General features: G+C 62.2%; 16 protein-coding genes. 8 read left to right on the forward strand and 8 right to left on the reverse strand.

Annotated features, from left to right (window positions below; translation table 11 throughout):
- Positions 1-6: 6 nt before the first annotated feature.
- Positions 7-1,017, reverse strand: coding sequence for an AAA family ATPase (locus tag AC1DOG_RS00805; RefSeq protein ID WP_113010278.1), 1,011 nt, complete (start codon positions 1,015-1,017; stop codon positions 7-9).
- A 162-nt stretch (positions 1,018-1,179) separates the two neighbouring features.
- On the opposite strand from AC1DOG_RS00805, the gene AC1DOG_RS00810 reads away from it, so the two are divergent.
- The 3 genes from AC1DOG_RS00810 to AC1DOG_RS00820 are packed head-to-tail and all read left to right on the forward strand — an operon-like array spanning position 1,180 to position 3,700.
- Positions 1,180-1,803: a DUF1285 domain-containing protein gene (locus AC1DOG_RS00810; protein ID WP_018897359.1), complete on the forward strand. Its 624-nt coding sequence runs from the start codon at positions 1,180-1,182 to the stop codon at positions 1,801-1,803.
- Positions 1,800-2,450: a CoA pyrophosphatase gene (locus AC1DOG_RS00815; protein ID WP_477926468.1), complete on the forward strand. Its 651-nt coding sequence runs from the start codon at positions 1,800-1,802 to the stop codon at positions 2,448-2,450. Before AC1DOG_RS00810 ends, AC1DOG_RS00815 begins: the two co-directional genes overlap by 4 nt.
- Entirely contained in the window at positions 2,447-3,700 is a 1,254-nt protein-coding gene (locus AC1DOG_RS00820; protein ID WP_477926469.1) for a CCA tRNA nucleotidyltransferase, read from the forward strand. The genes AC1DOG_RS00815 and AC1DOG_RS00820 overlap by 4 nt, the downstream gene beginning before the upstream one ends.
- A gap of 18 nt (positions 3,701-3,718) precedes the next feature.
- On the opposite strand, the gene AC1DOG_RS00825 is transcribed toward AC1DOG_RS00820, so the two are convergent.
- From AC1DOG_RS00825 to hemF, 3 genes are all read right to left on the reverse strand, one after another.
- Entirely contained in the window at positions 3,719-3,904 is a 186-nt protein-coding gene (locus AC1DOG_RS00825; protein ID WP_018897362.1) for a DUF1059 domain-containing protein, read from the reverse strand.
- 153 nt (positions 3,905-4,057) lie between these two features.
- Positions 4,058-4,318 (reverse strand): hypothetical protein, encoded by a 261-nt coding sequence (locus AC1DOG_RS00830; RefSeq protein WP_047506127.1) that lies wholly within the window; start codon positions 4,316-4,318, stop codon positions 4,058-4,060.
- A 102-nt stretch (positions 4,319-4,420) separates the two neighbouring features.
- A complete protein-coding gene (gene hemF, locus AC1DOG_RS00835; protein WP_477926470.1) occupies positions 4,421-5,335 on the reverse strand; it encodes an oxygen-dependent coproporphyrinogen oxidase in 915 nt (304 codons plus the stop codon).
- 175 nt (positions 5,336-5,510) lie between these two features.
- Here hemF and AC1DOG_RS00840 point away from each other — a divergent pair, with 175 nt between their 5' ends.
- Complete coding sequence (locus AC1DOG_RS00840; protein ID WP_018897365.1) at positions 5,511-5,771, forward strand: hypothetical protein; 261 nt, start codon at positions 5,511-5,513, stop codon at positions 5,769-5,771.
- Positions 5,772-5,774: 3 nt separating this feature from the next.
- Here AC1DOG_RS00840 and AC1DOG_RS00845 read toward each other — a convergent pair whose 3' ends face one another.
- Together AC1DOG_RS00845 and AC1DOG_RS00850 are read right to left on the reverse strand one after the other, a co-directional pair.
- Positions 5,775-7,421: a Na/Pi cotransporter family protein gene (locus tag AC1DOG_RS00845; protein ID WP_477926471.1), complete on the reverse strand. Its 1,647-nt coding sequence runs from the start codon at positions 7,419-7,421 to the stop codon at positions 5,775-5,777.
- Between the two features lie 195 nt (positions 7,422-7,616).
- A complete protein-coding gene (locus AC1DOG_RS00850) occupies positions 7,617-8,078 on the reverse strand; it encodes a tRNA (cytidine(34)-2'-O)-methyltransferase (RefSeq protein ID WP_477926472.1) in 462 nt (153 codons plus the stop codon).
- Positions 8,079-8,460: 382 nt separating this feature from the next.
- On the opposite strand from AC1DOG_RS00850, the gene AC1DOG_RS00855 reads away from it, so the two are divergent.
- Both AC1DOG_RS00855 and AC1DOG_RS00860 read left to right on the forward strand, forming a co-directional pair.
- Entirely contained in the window at positions 8,461-10,329 is a 1,869-nt protein-coding gene (locus AC1DOG_RS00855; protein WP_477926473.1) for an ABC transporter ATP-binding protein, read from the forward strand.
- Positions 10,330-10,520: 191 nt separating this feature from the next.
- Entirely contained in the window at positions 10,521-12,395 is a 1,875-nt protein-coding gene (locus tag AC1DOG_RS00860) for a HAMP domain-containing methyl-accepting chemotaxis protein (RefSeq protein WP_477926474.1), read from the forward strand.
- 90 nt (positions 12,396-12,485) lie between these two features.
- Here AC1DOG_RS00860 and AC1DOG_RS00865 read toward each other — a convergent pair whose 3' ends face one another.
- A complete protein-coding gene (locus AC1DOG_RS00865) occupies positions 12,486-12,728 on the reverse strand; it encodes a hypothetical protein (protein ID WP_209191186.1) in 243 nt (80 codons plus the stop codon).
- 162 nt (positions 12,729-12,890) lie between these two features.
- On the opposite strand from AC1DOG_RS00865, the gene AC1DOG_RS00870 reads away from it, so the two are divergent.
- The gene (locus tag AC1DOG_RS00870) at positions 12,891-14,759 is read left to right on the forward strand and encodes an ABC transporter ATP-binding protein (RefSeq protein ID WP_477926475.1); all 1,869 of its coding nucleotides are present in this window, start codon (positions 12,891-12,893) and stop codon (positions 14,757-14,759) included.
- Between the two features lie 18 nt (positions 14,760-14,777).
- Here the strand turns inward: AC1DOG_RS00870 and AC1DOG_RS00875 are convergent, their stop codons facing one another.
- Entirely contained in the window at positions 14,778-15,710 is a 933-nt protein-coding gene (locus AC1DOG_RS00875) for an endonuclease/exonuclease/phosphatase family protein (protein WP_477926476.1), read from the reverse strand.
- A 287-nt stretch (positions 15,711-15,997) separates the two neighbouring features.
- On the opposite strand from AC1DOG_RS00875, the gene petA reads away from it, so the two are divergent.
- Positions 15,998-16,576 (forward strand): ubiquinol-cytochrome c reductase iron-sulfur subunit, encoded by a 579-nt coding sequence (gene petA / locus AC1DOG_RS00880; protein WP_026282791.1) that lies wholly within the window; start codon positions 15,998-16,000, stop codon positions 16,574-16,576.
- Positions 16,577-16,587 lie beyond the last annotated feature (11 nt).

Consider the following 16,587-nt stretch of genomic DNA (forward strand, 5'->3'; position numbering starts at 1 on the left):
CTGAGCTTAGCCCTTGGCCTGCTTCACCAGCCCGGCGATCACGTCGCGCACCGACATGCCTTCGGCGCGGGCGGCGAAGGTCAGCGCCATGCGGTGCTGCAGCACGGGCTCTGCCAGCGCGTGGACATCGTCGAGCGACGGGGCGAGGCGGCCTTCATAGAGCGCGCGGGCACGGGCGCAGAGCATCATCGCCTGGCCGGCGCGCGGGCCGGGGCCCCAAGCAACGTTCTTGTCGGTGGCGGCGTTGCCCTGGCCGGGGCGGGCGGAGCGGACGAGCGCCAGGATGCCGTCGACCACCTTGTCGCTGACCGGCATCTGTCGGATCAGCGTCTGGATCTCGATCAGGCGCTCGGCGCTCAACACGGCCTGCGGCTTGGTTTCGGCAAGACCCGTGGTGTCGAGCAGGATCTGCCGCTCGGCGGCGAGTTCGGGGTAGTTGACGTCGACCTGCAGCAGGAAGCGGTCGAGCTGTGCCTCGGGAAGCGGATAGGTGCCTTCCTGCTCCAGCGGGTTCTGGGTGGCGAGAACGTGGAAGGGCGTCGGCAGGTCGTAGCGTTGGCCGGCGACGGTGATGTGGTACTCCTGCATCGCCTGCAGCAGCGCCGACTGGGTGCGCGGCGAGGCGCGGTTGATTTCGTCGGCCATCAGCAGTTGGGCGAAGACCGGACCCTTGACGAAGCGGAAGGAGCGGCGGCCGGTCTCGTCCTGGTCCATCACTTCGGAGCCGAGGATATCGGATGGCATCAGGTCGGGCGTGAACTGGATGCGGTTGGCGCCGAGGCCGAGCACTTCGCCGAGCGTGGTGACCAGCTTGGTCTTGGCAAGACCGGGGACGCCGACCAGCAGGGCGTGGCCGCCCGAGAGAACGGCGAGCAGCGTGTTTTCGACGACGCTCTCCTGGCCGAAGATCACCTTGGCGACCTCGCTCCTCACTGTGGCGATATCGGCAAGCGCTTTTTCTGCAGCGGCGACGATCGCCTTTTCATCGAGGGGGGCTTCGGTCTTCATCATACCCATCAGGCATCTCTCCAGCGGCTGATCTCATTCGTCGCGAATCGTCGGACTTTTACACGTGTGCCTCATACCCGATAGAGTTATGAAGATGTTGCGGGCTGACAAGTTCGTTTCGAATGACTATCTCGTGACATTCCTGCGTTAAGTGCAAACAGAGACGGAACAATGGCAACCGAAGAGATCAAGGCAGCGACCGATGCCGCGGATCTGGCCGCGCTGATTTCGCGCGCCGCGGGCGATGGTGGCGATGCGAAACGCGGTCTTCCGCCCGTCGAGAAATGGAATCCGCCGTTTTGTGGCGATATCGACATGGAGATCCGCGCCGACGGGACGTGGTTCTACATGGGGACGCCGATCGGCCGGGCGCCGCTGGTGCGGCTGTTTTCCACGGTTCTGCGCAAGGATGAGGATGGCAAGACATACCTCGTAACTCCTGTGGAAAAAGTCGGTATCCGGATCGTCGATGCGCCGTTCCTCGCTGTCGAGATGAACGCCTCCGTCAGGGACGGGCAGGCGGTGCTGACCTTTCGCACCAATGTCGGCGATGTCATCGAGGCTGGCAAGGCGCATCCGATAAGGTTTGTCATCCACGGCGATAACAATGAGTTGAAGCCATATCTGCATGTGCGGGGGCGATTGGAAGCGCTGGTGTCGCGGGCTGTGATGTACCAACTCGTGGAACTTGGCGAGACTGTTGATGTCGATGGTGTCGCGATGTTCTGCCTGCGCTCCGGCGGCGAGACCTTTCCCGTGATGCCGGCGGCCGAACTGGATGCGCTGTCGCGATGATAGAGGTTCAGACCAGAGACGGCGCGCTTTATTCCGCAGCCGAATTCAGGCGCCGGGCGATGCACCAGATGGGCGGGCCGGTCGATCTGTCGTGGCGTGAGCATGGCGATCATATCCTCAATCCCGAGATCATCGCCCAGGTGGAGACCTTCAAACTCCGGGACGCCGCCGTGCTGGTGCCCGTCATCGACGACGGCGACGAGGCGCGGGTGATCTTCACACTGCGCACCTCGACACTGCGCAAGCATTCCGGCCAGATCGCCTTTCCCGGCGGCAAGATCGATGGGGCGGACGAGACGCCGGAGCAGGCCGCTGTGCGCGAGGCCGACGAGGAGATCGGGCTGAAGGGCTCGTTCGTCGAGACGGTGGCGCGGCTGCCTGTTTATCTGGCCTCGACGGGGTTTCGTATCACGCCTGTTTTGGCGGTGGTGCAGCCCGGCTTTGATCTCAAGCTCAATCCCGATGAGGTCGACGACGTCTTCGAGGTGCCGCTCTCCTTCCTGATGGCGCCCGGCAATCACATTCGCGACAAGCGGATGATCGACGGGCTCGACCGACATTTCTATCGCATGCCCTATGAAACCAGAATGATCTGGGGCATCACCGCGGGCATTGTCCGCACGCTTTACGAAAGGCTTTACGCATGACCAACCTTGCTCACGAAGCATGGTTCAACGACCCGGCGCTGAAGCGCGTTTTCTCGCTGCTGAATGCCGATGGCGGCGAGGGGCGCGTGGTGGGTGGCGCTGTGCGCAACAGCCTGATGGGGCTCGCAGTCAGCGATATCGACGTGGCGACGACGCTGACGCCCGATGTGGTGATCGAGCGCGCCAAGCAGGCCGGGGTCAAGGCTGTGCCGACGGGCGTAGAGCATGGGACGGTGACACTCGTCATCGACCGCAAGCCGTTCGAGGTGACGACGCTGCGCGCCGATGTCGAGACCGACGGGCGGCGGGCGACGGTGGCGTTCAGCACGGACTGGCAGACGGATGCCGAGCGGCGCGACCTCACGATCAACGCGCTCTATGTGGGCGAGAGCGGCGAGGTGGTTGATCTCGTCGGCGGGCTTGTCGACATAGAGAAGCGCAACATCCGCTTCATCGGCGATGCGGCGACCAGGATCAAGGAAGACTACCTGCGAATCCTGCGCTTCTTCCGCTTCTTTGCCTATTACGGTTCGGGGCGGCCGGATGCGGACGGGTTGCGGGCGTCGGCGGCGGCCCGCTCCAAGCTTTCGACGCTTTCGGCCGAACGGGTGTGGTCGGAGATGCGCAAGCTGTTGTCGGCGCAAGATCCGGGCCGCGCGCTGTTGTGGATGCGCACCGTCGGCGCGCTGACGGAAATTCTGCCGGAGACGGAAAAGTGGGGCATCGACGCGATCCCGGCGCTGATCGCGACCGAAAAGGCGCTCGGCTGGGCGCCGGATCCGCTGCTGAGGTTGGCTTCTATCGTGCCGCCCGACGCCAAGCGGCTGGAGGCGATGGCGGCGCGGCTGAAGCTAGCCAATGCGGAAGCGGCGGTTTTCAAGGCCTGGGCGAATGCAGCGCCTGTTAACGACGAGATGTCGATGGCGGCCTTTGATCGGCTGCTTTATCGCAACGGTGCCGAGGGTATCATCACGCGGCTGAAGCTGGCGCTCGCGGTGGCGCGGGGGAAGGCCGAGGGAGACATGGCGGAAATGGCGCGATCGGCGCGGCTGAACAAGCTGCTCGATCATGCGAATGCATGGGTAAAGCCGAGCTTTCCTGTGAATGGCGGGGATGTGATGGCGGCGGGCATTCCATCAGGCCGGCAGGTCGGGGAGACGCTGGCTGCGCTGGAACATCAGTGGGTGGAGGAAAACTTTGCCTCCGACCGGGCGACGTTGCTCGCCCGGCTTTCAGATCGCGTGAAATAAGGCGATCGCGTCCGATGATCAGGCCGCGTTCGCTTCGTTGCGGATGCGGGCCTTGATGTTGTCGACCATGTTTTCGCGGATGATGGTTTCGCCATGCGCGGATTTCATATGGTCGACGGCGCGGCGTACGACTTCGGCGTCGTCGCTTGCGCGTGTGTGCCAGCTGCATCCGGGGACCAGCGTTCCACATTCGAAAAGTCTCATCGTCTCCTCCTGACTTGAGTTCTCAATGACGCTTATGCGTTTTGTGGGAATGCTCCAGGGACGGGAAGGTTCCGGCCGGTTGTCGCACCGGCCGTAGGGATCGCATGTTTCAAGCGATCATGAATGTGTCCATTCCCCGGACCGTGAGCCCGATTATTCGGGCATTGCCCAAGCGCGGTAGCAATCCGTGTGGGCGCTGTTGTTCTGGCCCTTGGTGCGGCGCGACAGCTCTTCGGCGGACAGGCCGCCGGCGAGTTGAAGCTTGACCTGTTCCACAAAGCAGGAAAGGGGCAGATCGGAACCGCTCTTGGCCTTCAGCGCTTCGGCCAGCCTGTTGAGCAGCTCAGGTGTGTCGATTGGGCGGGGTGGCTGTTGAGCACCTGCCGTCGCCGGTGTTCCACTCTGTATCGTCATGACAATCCTCCTCCGATTGTTGAACGCGTACATGCATGAAATGGGTATCCGGTCCGCTTATTAAAAGCCTCTCACACGCAGTTTACCGATCTTTCCTCCCAGTTACGGCCAGCGAACGGCGGGGGGTAGCGATGAGAGAATGGACTCGACATTCCCACCCGTTTTCAAGCCGAAGATCGTTCCCCGGTCATATAGCAGATTGAACTCGACATATCGCCCACGGCGAATCAATTGTTCTTCACGATCTTGTTCTGTCCACTGTTTATTGAAGTTGGAGCGAACAATCCGTGGATAAACCATGGCGAAGGCGCGGCCGACATCGCGGGTGAAGGCGAAATCGGCGCTCCAGCCGCCGGCTTCCTCGCTCGAATGCAGCCAGTCATAGAAGATGCCGCCGGTACCGCGCGCCTCGTTGCGGTGCTTGAGAAAAAAGTATTCGTCGCACCACGTCTTGTAGGCGTCGTAATCGGCAACGCCGGCGTGGCTGCGGCAGGCGATCTCCATCGCCTTGTGGAACAGTCTGGTGTCGTCGTCTTCCTGGGTGCGGCGGCGGTCGAGCACCGGCGTCAGATCGGCGCCGCCGCCGAACCAGCGGCTCGATGTGACCACCATGCGGGTGTTCATGTGCACGGCGGGGACATTGGGGTTCACCGGGTGGGCGATCAGCGAGATGCCGGAAGCCCAGAAGCGCGGATCGTCCTTGGCGCCGGGCATCTGGGCGCGCAGGTCGGCGCTGAACTCGCCATAGACGGTGGAGGTGTGGACGCCGACCTTTTCGAAGACGCGGCCTTCCATCATCGACATGCGGCCGCCGCCACCGGCGCCGTTCTCGCGCTTCCAGTCTTTGGCGACGAAGCGGCCGGGCTCACGATCGGAAAGCGGTCCTGCGAGCTCATCCTCGATCGCTTCGAAAGAGGCGCAGATCTGATCGCGCAGGCCCTCGAACCAGGTGCGGGCCATCTCCTTCTTGTCCTCGATATCCGCGGGCAGGCCGATCGGAAGTTCGGGTCGTTCCATAGTCGTCGTCTCCGGTACGCGCGCGGGCAAAATTCGAGTCATGCCCACTTCAATCGCCCCTGATAGCAGGTCGTTTGGCATAGCGCCAACAGCCCAACGGCGTTGGTGAGCAGGCTTCAGATTCGACTCGCAATATTCAGACGTCGATACTACCTTTCCATTAGAGGTAGGTTGTATGACGAAGATCCCAGGACCGCCGTCATTTGACGGCTTGAAACGAAGGATTGCCAAGCACCGGGCCGAGGGTACGCCGCGCAAGAACGATCGGTTCGTGCGGCAGACCTATTGCCTGGCGCTGCTCGATGCGCGCGCCAAGGCCCGCGAGTGGTTCGACGAATACCCCAAGGCCGCCTACTGGACCGAAGTCGAGAGTTGGCGGCAGCTCGACGGCGACCAGATCGAGTTCACCATGCGGCGTCTGCCATCGGCCGATTGAGGCTTATTCGGCGGCGTCGCGCAGGCGGCTTTCGATCAGGAGGCCGCTTTCATCCAGGATCGGATGTGCGACCGACACGATATGGGCGTTGATGCGCTTCAGGTCGCGCAACATGTCGAGATGCAGCGAGCTCGTCTGCAGGCTGTCGGCGCGGCCGTCGCGCAGGCGTTCCAGATGGCGCTCGGAGGATCGCTTCTCCATGCGGCGCACTTCCACCTTCACTTCCATCAGCTGACGGGCGAGATTGAAATCGCGGGTTACGAAGATCGTCTGGGCGATGCGGAGGTTCTCGAGCGTCAGGTGGAAGAGCTTGCTGAGTTCCTCATAGCCGTCCTCGGAGAATTTCAGGCCGAGCGAGACCTTCTTGGCGACCTGCGGCAGCAGGCCCTTTTCGATGATGTCGCCGATATGCTCGAGATTGATGGCGTAGTCGATGATGACGATCGAGCGGCGTCCATCCTCTTCGCTGAGGCCGCCGCGGCCGAGCTTGGAGAGGTAGATCTTCACTTCCTGCTGCAGGCTGTCGACGCGCTTCTCGAGGGCGGCGATCTCTGTCAGCTTCGACATGTTGTTGCGCTCGAAGGCATCGGCTGCGCGTTGCAGCATGCGCTCGATGAGGTCGCCAACACCAAGCACTTCGCGGGTGGCGCTGGCGAGCGCCACGACCGGCGTCGAGAGTTCCTGCGGATCGAGATAGCGCGGCGCGTTATCCGGCTGCTCGTCCTCGGGGACGAGCTTCAGCATCAGGCGCGATAGCAGCCGCGAGAAGGGCCAGGCGAGGGCCGCAAGCAGGAGGTTGAAGCCGAGATGGGCATCGACCGGGAGCTTGGCTGGCGACAGCGGGAGGGTCTCCAGGAGATCGGCGCCGAAGCCGGCGAGCGGCAGCGCGATCAGGCAGCCGATGGCGCGGACGATCAGGTTGCCGAGCGTGACGCGCTTGACCGAGGCCGGGCCGGAAAGCGAGGCGATGACGGGCGGGATGGCGCCGCCGAGATTGGCGCCGAGCACCAGCACGATCACAAGACCGGCCGACAGGATGCCCGTCGAGGCGAGCGACAGGATGAGGACGACGGCGGCGAGGCTGGAAGAGGAGATGAAGGCGATGCAGGCCGAAAAGGCGAGCGCCACCGGCCAGGCATTGTCGAGCAGGCCGATGAAGGCCGAGAGAGCTGGCGACTGGCGCATCGGCTCGGTGGCGCTGCTCAAGAGGTGCAGCGACAGCAGCATGAGGCCGATGCCGATCAGTGCCTGACCGCCGCCCTGGCGCGACGTCGAGCCGCCGCGATAGAGCACGATGCCGGCGAGGATGACGAGCGGCGACAGCCACTCGATGCCGGTCGCGACGATCCAGGCGGTCACGGCGGTGCCGACATTGGCGCCCAGGAGCACGATCTGCGCCATGCGCGGCTTGACCAGCTCACGCTCGACGAAGGAGGCGACCATCAGGGCGGTCGCGGTGGAACTCTGCAGCGCAATGGTCGCAACGAAACCGGAGACGAAGGAGCGCAGGCCGCTCTTGGTGCCGGAGGCAAGCCCGGTCCGCAGACGCGCGCCGAAAGCGCGCGATACGCCATCCTTCACCTGCGACAGGCCGAACAGCAGCAGGGCTACGGCGCCGAACAGGTTGATCATGACGATTGTGGATTCCATGCGAGCTTGTCTTTTTCTATCTCTTGGCGCCTTCAGTGGCGCTTTTTGCGACTCTCTGGTTGCGGCAAATCATTGAAATATCGGCATATCATCCGATTTTTTGTTTGCCCGGCTAAAAATTATACGCCTGATCGGCGATTTCACAACGCCGTTCGCGACATTATGCGCCGCTGAACCGGCATTTCCGTGGCAGGGTCAGGACCAGACGGTCTGACGCATGGCTTCGCCCGTGATCATCGCCGCCGAAACCGCGACATTGATCGAGCGCTGGCCTTCGACCATGGGCACCAGGATGCGGGCATCGGCGGTGTCGTGCACATGATCGGGCACGCCGGCGCTTTCGCGGCCGAAGAGCAGGATATCGTCGGCGTGGAAGTGAAAATCGGTGTAGCGGCCGGATGCCTTGGTGGAGGCGAGCACGAGGCGGCGGCCGGTTGTCTTGCGCCAGTTCTCGAACTGCTCGAAATTGACATGGCGGGTGAGGGCGGCGGCGGCGATGTAATCCATGCCGGCGCGCTTGAGATTGCGATCCGAGATGTCGAAACCGGCGGGCTCGATGATATCGACGGCAAAGCCGAGGCAGGCGGCGAGCCGCAGGATGGTGCCGGTGTTGCCAGGAATATCGGGCTGATAGAGTGCTATTCTGAGGTCCGCCATGATCGCCCCGTTTGATCGCTTCTGTCCGGCCTGACCTAGTGCAAGTGCGGTTTTGGTGCAACAGCCTGCTTTTTGGGCGCGAATCTTTGGCTTTCGGCAAGTTTGGGCTGGAAAACCCGTCAATTTCGCGTTATCGGTGCATATCTTCAATCGCCAACAAGGGAGCGCCAAGATGAATGCATTGCCGTATGTCAGCCTCCCGTCCGCCAATCTGCGGATCATGGCGACCCGACGCTCTTAAAGCGTCCTTTTCTTTCTGATTTCCCTTTCGTAATCCATTGCGCGGCCATGTTGGCCTCGTCCCTTGAACGTCCACTGCCCATATAAGCCGTTGCGCGTCTGTGCCGGCGAGTGCAGGAACGCTGAAGTTCGGAGCATTTTCATGTTTGGCTGGTTTGAACAGCGTCTCAATCCTTTCCCCACCGAGGAGCCCGGCGTTCCTCCCAAGGGGCTGTTTGCCTTCTGCTGGCACTATACGAAGCCCGCGGCCCCCTGGCTTGCGGCCATGGCCGTGCTGACGGCGCTGATCGCGGTCGGCGAAGTCGCGCTGTTCCAGTTCCTCGGCAATATCGTCGACTGGCTGACGCATGCCGATCCGAAGACCTTCCTTGAGACCGAGGGCTACAAGCTCTACTGGATGGGCGCGCTGATCCTGATCGGCCTGCCTCTGGCGGCGGTGGCGGATTCCGTCATCATGCACCAGGTGCTGATCGGCAACTATCCGATGATCGCCCGCTGGCAGATGCACCGTTTCCTGATGCGTCACAGCATGACCTTCTTCGCCAACGAGTTCGCCGGACGCGTGGCCACCAAGGTGATGCAGACGTCGCTTGCCGTGCGCGAGACGGTGATGAAGATCCTCGACGTCTTCGTCTATGTCGTCAGCTATTTCATCTCGATGATCGTCGTCATCGCGGCGGCCGACTGGCGGCTGATGATCCCGATTCTGGCATGGCTTGGCGTCTATATCGCCATCGTCGCCTATTTCGTGCCGCGGCTTCGCAAGATCGCGGCGATGCAGGCCGATGCGCGTTCGCTGATGACCGGCCGCGTCGTCGACAGCTACACCAACATCGCGACGGTGAAGCTGTTTTCGCATGCGGGCCGCGAGGAGACCTATGCCAAGGAGGGCATGGACGGCTTCCTGCAGACCGTGCATCAGCAGATGCGCAAGGTCACGATGTTCCACGCATCGGTTTATATCAACAACTGCGTGGCGCTGTTCGTGATCTCGGGCCTGTCGATCTGGTTCTGGCTGAACGGCGGCATCTCGGTCGGCGCGATCGCGATTGCCATTGGTCTTGCCATGCGCGTCAACGGCATGTCGCAGTGGATCATGTGGGAAGTCTCGGCTCTGTTCGAGAATATCGGCACGGTCTATGACGGCATGGAGATGATGACGAAAGAGCACGACATCACCGACAAGCCTGGCGCTTCGTCGCTGACGGCCAAGAAGGGCGCGATCCATTACGACCGGATCGGCTTCCACTACGGCAAGGGCAAGGGCATCATCGAAAACCTGTCGCTCGACATCAAGGCGGGCGAGAAGGTTGGTCTGGTCGGCCGCTCCGGCGCCGGCAAGACGACGCTGATGAACCTCTTGCTGCGCTTCTACGACCTCGAAGGCGGCCGTATCACGATCGATGGTCAGGACATCTCGCATGTCTCGCAGGAAAGCCTGCGCGAGCTGATCGGCGTCGTTACGCAGGATACGTCGCTGCTGCACCGCTCGATCCGCGACAACATCGCCTATGGCCGTCCGGATGCGACCGACGCGGAGATCATCGAGGCGGCCAAGCGTGCCAACGCCTGGGACTTCGTCGAGGGCCTTGTCGACATGCAGGGGCGCAAGGCGCTCGATGCGCAGGTTGGCGAGCGCGGCGTGAAGCTGTCGGGCGGTCAGCGCCAGCGTATCGCGATCGCCCGCGTCTTCCTCAAGGACGCGCCGATCCTGGTTCTCGACGAGGCGACCTCGGCGCTCGATTCCGAGGTCGAGGCCGCGATCCAGGAGAACCTGTTCGCGCTGATGGAGGGCAAGACGGTCATCGCCATCGCCCACCGTCTGTCGACGCTGACGGAGATGGACCGGCTGGTCGTGCTCGACAAGGGCAAGATCATCGAGGCCGGCTCGCATGTCGAACTGGTGGGTGAGGGCGGCGTCTATGCCGATCTCTGGAACCGCCAGTCGGGCGGCTTCCTTGCCGATCACTCGGATGAGGATGGCGTCCAGAAAGAAGCTGCGGCAGAATAACGCGAGCCTCCCCGCTCCGCCATGCATGTGGAGCGGGGGAATTTGACGAATGTCAAAAATAGCACGGCGGGCGTGTGGTGTGTCATTGATTGCGACATAAAAGCACGCGCCGGTGGTAAGTTTTTGTTTAGCGGAGACTGGCACAAGGGTTTCATCAATTTAGCATTGTTTGAAATTTTCAGGTGCCAGCCATGAGCTCTCTCAAGATCAAGATTCTTCTGCCCGTTCTCTTTGCCTTCATCGTCATCATCCTGATCGCCCAGGGCGCTGCCGGCATGCGGTCGGTGTGGCAGCTCAACAGCCAGGCCGAAAGCATCAGTCTGCGGATGGACAAGTCGCTGATGATCGCGGAGATGGAGCGTCGCGTGTCCGATGTCCGTCGCCTCTATCTCGCGGTGCTCGCTGCCGTCAGCGATGAAGAGCAGAAGACGCTTCTGGCTCAGATCAAGACCGCCACTGCGGCCCGCGAAAATGCGATCAAGACGTTTGAAGACGCGCAGTCGGCCGGTCCTCGGCCGCGGTTCGAGCAGCTCAAGGGCATTATCGCTGACTACGACAAGCTTGGAGACCAGTTCTTCAGCCTGCTCGCCAGTGCAAGAACCAGCGATGCCAAGGCCGTCATCGAAAAGATGACGCCAATGGGCAACAGCGCCGGTGAAATCCTGCTGGGCATGATCTCAGACAATCGCGCCGCGGCCGGCAACGACAAGAAGGCCGCGGCCGACGCGACGCAGCTGGTGACGATTGCGACGATAGCAGGTGTTGCGATCGCCGTGCTTCTCGCAATCGGCGCTGCCGTGCTCAGCCTCGTTCGCGTCACGCGGCCGATCGGGGTGATCACGCAGTCGATGAATGCGCTGGCAGCCGGCGACAACCAGGCGGCCATTCCCTATGCCGGCCGACACGACGAGATCGGCGAGATGGCCGCTGCCGTTGCCGTATTCCGCGACAACGCGCTGGAGCGCGAACGCCTTGAGCGGGAGACGGAAGCCAATCGCTCGATGAGCGAAAGCGAGCGGATTGCGCGCGAGGAACAGAAGGCGCGCGAGGCGGCCGAAGTGTCGTTTGCCGTCGACAATCTGGCCCGCGGCCTGAAGAGCCTGTCCGACGGCGACCTGACTTTCCGTATCGAGCAGAGCTTTGCCGGTCAGCTCGACCAGCTGCGCACCAACTTCAACGAATCGGTTCACGGTCTGGAGCGCGTGTTGCGGGTGGTGGGCGAAAATGCCCGCAAGATCGACGCCGGCGCCAACGAGATCCGTGCAGCGTCCGACGATCTGTCGAAGCGCACCGAGCAGCAGGCTGCTTCGGTCGAGGAGACGGCGTCGTCGCTCGAGCAGGTAACGACGGCGGTCCGCGATACGGCTCAGCGCGCCGGGCAGGCGGGCGAACTGGTCGAGACGACCCGCAGCGGCGCCGAGCGCTCCGGCGTGATCGTCGAGCAGGCGGTTGCGGCGATGGAGGCCATCGAAAGCTCTTCCAACGCGATCTCCAACATCATCGGCGTCATCGACGATATCGCCTTCCAGACCAACCTGCTCGCGCTGAATGCCGGTGTCGAGGCAGCACGCGCCGGTGACGCCGGCAAGGGCTTCGCGGTTGTTGCGCAGGAAGTGCGCGAGCTCGCCCAGCGCTCGGCCAATGCCGCCAAGGAGATCAAGGCGCTCATTACCAAATCGGGCGATCAGGTGCGCCAGGGCGTGGAGCTTGTCGGCGAGACCGGCCGGCAGCTTGCCGTGATCGTGTCGGAGGTTCAGGCGATCAACGGCAATGTGTCGGCCATCGTCGGCAGCTCACGCGAACAGTCGACCGGCCTCAGCGAGATCAATGTCGCCGTCAACCACATGGATCAGGGCATCCAGAAGAATGCGGCGATGGTCGAGCAGACGACGGCCGCTACTCACAGCCTGGCGCGCGAAGCGGCAGCGCTGATCGAGCTTCTCTCGCAGTTCAGGCTGAGCGAAAGCCAGGCTGCCGCGATGCGTGTCGCTTCGGAGGCGAGCGACCAGCCCGTCCAATCGCCGGCCCGCGCGCTCGGTGCCCGTGTTGCCCGCGCCTACGGCTGACCACTGGATATAAAGCACAATTGAAAACGCCCTCCCTGGGATATCGGGAGGGCGTTTTTATCTTGTAATCAGTCGCTTGGATGTGTCTGTTCAGTGCCTGTCGGCACTCAGGCTATCCGCCCAGTCGATGACGCGATGGCCTTCGACCGCCATGCTGCTGGCAAAGGCGAGGGTACGCAACGCCATCAACCGACGCTGCTCTTCACTATCGATCCAAGCGGCAACTGCTTCCGCCACGACCTGGTCGTGCGGTACGCCGAGCTGCTCTATAACCGCATCGAGTCTTTCCGCCAAAGGCAACGGTATGCTCGACACGAGTGTCCTCTTTTGCATTGTGGCCGTCTCCCGTGAAATCTCATGCTATTCCCACATTGTGGCAGGACATGTCTCATTCAACGACGATGCCGTCGATGTTACCAATCATTACGAAAATATTAGGCTGGTCCGGCGAACGGATTGCTTTCCCCATCCGGCGGATAAGCCTATATCGCAAATATGCTCCTAAATCGACTCTTTCGTGCCTTTGAAACCTGGATTGATCCCTTCCAACCGCGCGACAATATTCAGCCGCCGCGGTCGACGACGGGCTTTATCTGGTTCTACATCGGCCAGGCCAAACTCCCTTTCATCGCCATGCTGGTTCTCGGCGGCATGTCGGCCGCCATCGAGGCGGCGCTGTTCTGGTTCGTCGGGCGCGTGGTCGATATTCTCGCCAGCATCAAGCCTGACGTCGGCTGGCATGGCCTGCTTGCAGCGCATGGCTTCGAGCTGTTCGGCATGCTCTTCCTCATCGGCCTCGTGCGCTTCATCGTGCAGCTCATAATCGCGCTGGTCGATCAGCAGGTGATCACGCCGGGATTCTACAATCTGGCGCGCTGGCAATCCTACCTGCATGTATCGCGGCAATCGCTGTCGTTCTTCCAGAGCGATTTCTCCGGGCGGATCGTCACCAAGGTGTGGTCGGCGGGGCAGGCGACGGGCGATCTGGTGACATCGTTGATGGAGAGCGTCTGGTTCGTCGGTATCTACGCAGCGACGACGCTGGTGCTCGTCGCGCGTCTCGATCTGTCGTTGGCGGTGGTGGTGCTGTGCTGGCTGGTGGCCTTCGGGGTTCTCGCGCGCTACTTCGTGCCGCGCATCCGCCGGCATTCGCGCGATACGGCGGAATCCGCCTCGATGCTCAACGGCCGTATGGTGGATGCCTATAGCAACATCCAGACGCTGAAGCTCTTTGCCCGCGACGAAGAGACCGATCGCTACATGCGGCAGGGATTCGATACGTTCCAGGCGACCGTGCTGCTCTTCACCCGCTTCATCACTGGCGTGCGCGCCTCCATGGCGCTGCTTTCGGGCATCATGATCGTCACAATGGCCGGCCTCAGCGTGCATTTGTGGCTGCAGGGGCTGATCAGCTCGGGCGCCGTCGCGTTTTCGCTGGCGCTGGTGCTCAGGCTGAACTTCCTGCTCGGACGCCTGATGACGCAGTTCAACGGCATCATGCGCAATCTCGGTACGATCCAGAACTCGGCGGAGCTGATCTCCAAGCCGCTCGGTCTCGTCGACAAGCCGGATGCGCCGGATCTCGTCATCGCCGAGCCCGGCATCCGTTTCGACGACGTGTCCTTCCACTACGGCAAGGGCAGCGGCGTGATTGACCATTTCTCGTTGACGATCGCTCCCGGCGAGAAGGTCGGCATTGTCGGGCGCTCCGGTGCCGGCAAATCGACGCTCGTGAACCTTCTGCTGCGGCTCTATGATCTCGAAGGCGGGCGCATCCTGATCGATGGACAGGATATCGCCGGCGTCAGGCAAGAGTCGCTCAGGATGCAGATCGGCGTCGTCAGCCAGGATACGTCGCTGCTGCACCGCTCGGTGCGCGACAACATCCTCTTCGGCCGCCCGGATGCCGACGAGGCCGGATTGATCGAGGCGGCGCGGCGCGCGGAGGCGATGGGCTTCATCCAGCGGCTGGAGGATCAGCAGGGGCGCAAGGGGTTCGACGCGCATGTCGGCGAACGCGGCGTCAAGCTCTCCGGCGGCCAGCGGCAGCGGATCGCGATCGCTCGGGTGATGCTCAAGGACGCGCCGATCCTGGTTCTCGACGAGGCGACGTCGGCGCTGGATTCAGAAGTTGAAGAGGCGATCCAGACGAACCTCAACCGGATCATGGACGGCAAGACGGTTCTGGCGATTGCGCACCGGCTGTCGACGATCGCAGCGCTCGACAGGCTGATCGTGGTCGATAAGGGCCGCATCATCCAGGAGGGCACGCACGAGGCGCTGCTGCGCGATGGCGGGCTCTATGCGGAGCTGTGGGCGCGGCAATCGGGCGGCTTCCTGGCGGCGGATCTGGAAGAGGTCTAGGCGATCAGGCGGCCGCTATCAGCGATCGATGGCGATCTCGGCCATCAGCCCATAGTGGTTGGAGCCGGCATTGTCCTCGATCTGTTTCACCGAGACCAGCCGCAGCGGCGGGCGGGTGAGTACGTGGTCGATGGCGATGCCGAGCTTGCCGGCTCGGGTCGGCCATGTCGCTGGCTCGGGGAAAACGGTGTTGAGGCCGGTGGCGCGGACGAAATCCTGGATATGCGGATCGATGATGGCCGAGTTGAAATCGCCGGCCACGATGAGCGGTCCATCCGTTCTCTTGACGATCCCACGCAGATCCCAGAGTTCGTCGACCTGGAAATCGTCGAAATAGGGCTTTGCGAGGTGGACGGAGGCAAGGTGAACAGGCGTTCCGTCGACATCGATCGTCACCTGGACGAGACGGTTGGGCCACAGATCGCCGAGGGTTTTGATCGCCTGGCCGATGAAAGGCCGTTTGGAGAGCACCAGCGTATCGCATCCCGGCGTGCCGACGCCGCAGCCGATGCGATAAGGATAGGTCGCTGACAGCAGCGGGAGCTCCGACACAAGCGGCGCGGCTTCGAGGATGTTGACGACATCGGCGCCGGAGGCGATCACGTCTTCAGCGATACGGCGGCTGTTTTCGAAATTGTCGTTTTCGATGTTGAAGGACATCAGGCGAAGGAGCGGGCGCGACGCAGTCGTGGGTGGCGCGGCCTCGAACTCTTTCAGCATCAGCACGCCGTGGCCGGCAAGCAGCACCGAAACGGTGACCAGCAGATAGGCATACCAATGGCGCCTGATGAGGATCAGGACGAGGCTTGCGGCGAGTGCTGCGAGTGCGAAATGGACCTGGAAGCTGTAGACGAAGGCGAGCAACCAAGTGTGCGTGAGATAACGCAAAGAAACGGCGGCAAGCAGCAGCGAGACGAGAACACTGCCCACGCAGAATAAAGTGTGTCTCATAGGATGGCACCGGGCGTGAGCGAGTAATAGTTGTGCGACGTAACACGCAGCCGGATATGTTGCAACGCAACACTGTTGCAGCCGCGCGATTGTCCTAAAGAATCAACTCTCAAGGGGCGCGACATTGTGCCCACTTGCCCTGCCGAGGCTGGACATAATTGATGATCGATAATAGAACGCGCCTTAGTGGGTGGGGAATCTAAGTTCGAATATCTGTATGACAGATTCGTCGCCTTGGAGGGATGGCACGGAAAATTCCGTGAAATTTGGGCAGAGGATGTTAAGCCTTGAGCGAACACGAAACGACAGGCGGGGTCTCTAGCGAGCCCACACGCCGTGATTTCCTTTATTTAACCACGGGTATGGCAGGCGCCGTCGGCGCCGTCTCTGTCGCATGGCCGTTTATCGACCAGATGCGTCCCGACGCTTCGACGCTGGCTCTGGCTTCCATCGAAGTCGACGTGTCGAGCCTCGAGCCCGGCATGTCGCTGACCGCCAAGTGGCGCGGCAAGCCGATCTTCATCCGCAACCGTACACCTGAGGAAGTGAAGGCTGCAGATGACGTTCCCATGGCGGAGCTCAAGGATCCGATCGCGCGCAACGCCAACCTCGCCGCCGATGCGCAGGCGACGGGTGTCGACCGTTCGGCCGGCAAGGACAAGGAAAACTGGATCGTCATGATCGGGTCCTGCACCCATCTTGGCTGCGTTCCGCTCGGCCAGGCCGGCGAATACAACGGGTGGTTCTGTCCCTGTCATGGCTCGGTCTACGATACGGCCGGCCGCATACGGAAAGGCCCGGCACCGCAGAATCTCGCGATTCCGACCTATTCGTTCGTTTCCGACAAAGTTATCAAAATCGGTTGAGGGGGACTGAT

The sequence above is a fragment of the Rhizobium sp. 01N48 genome (assembly GCF_056399145.1).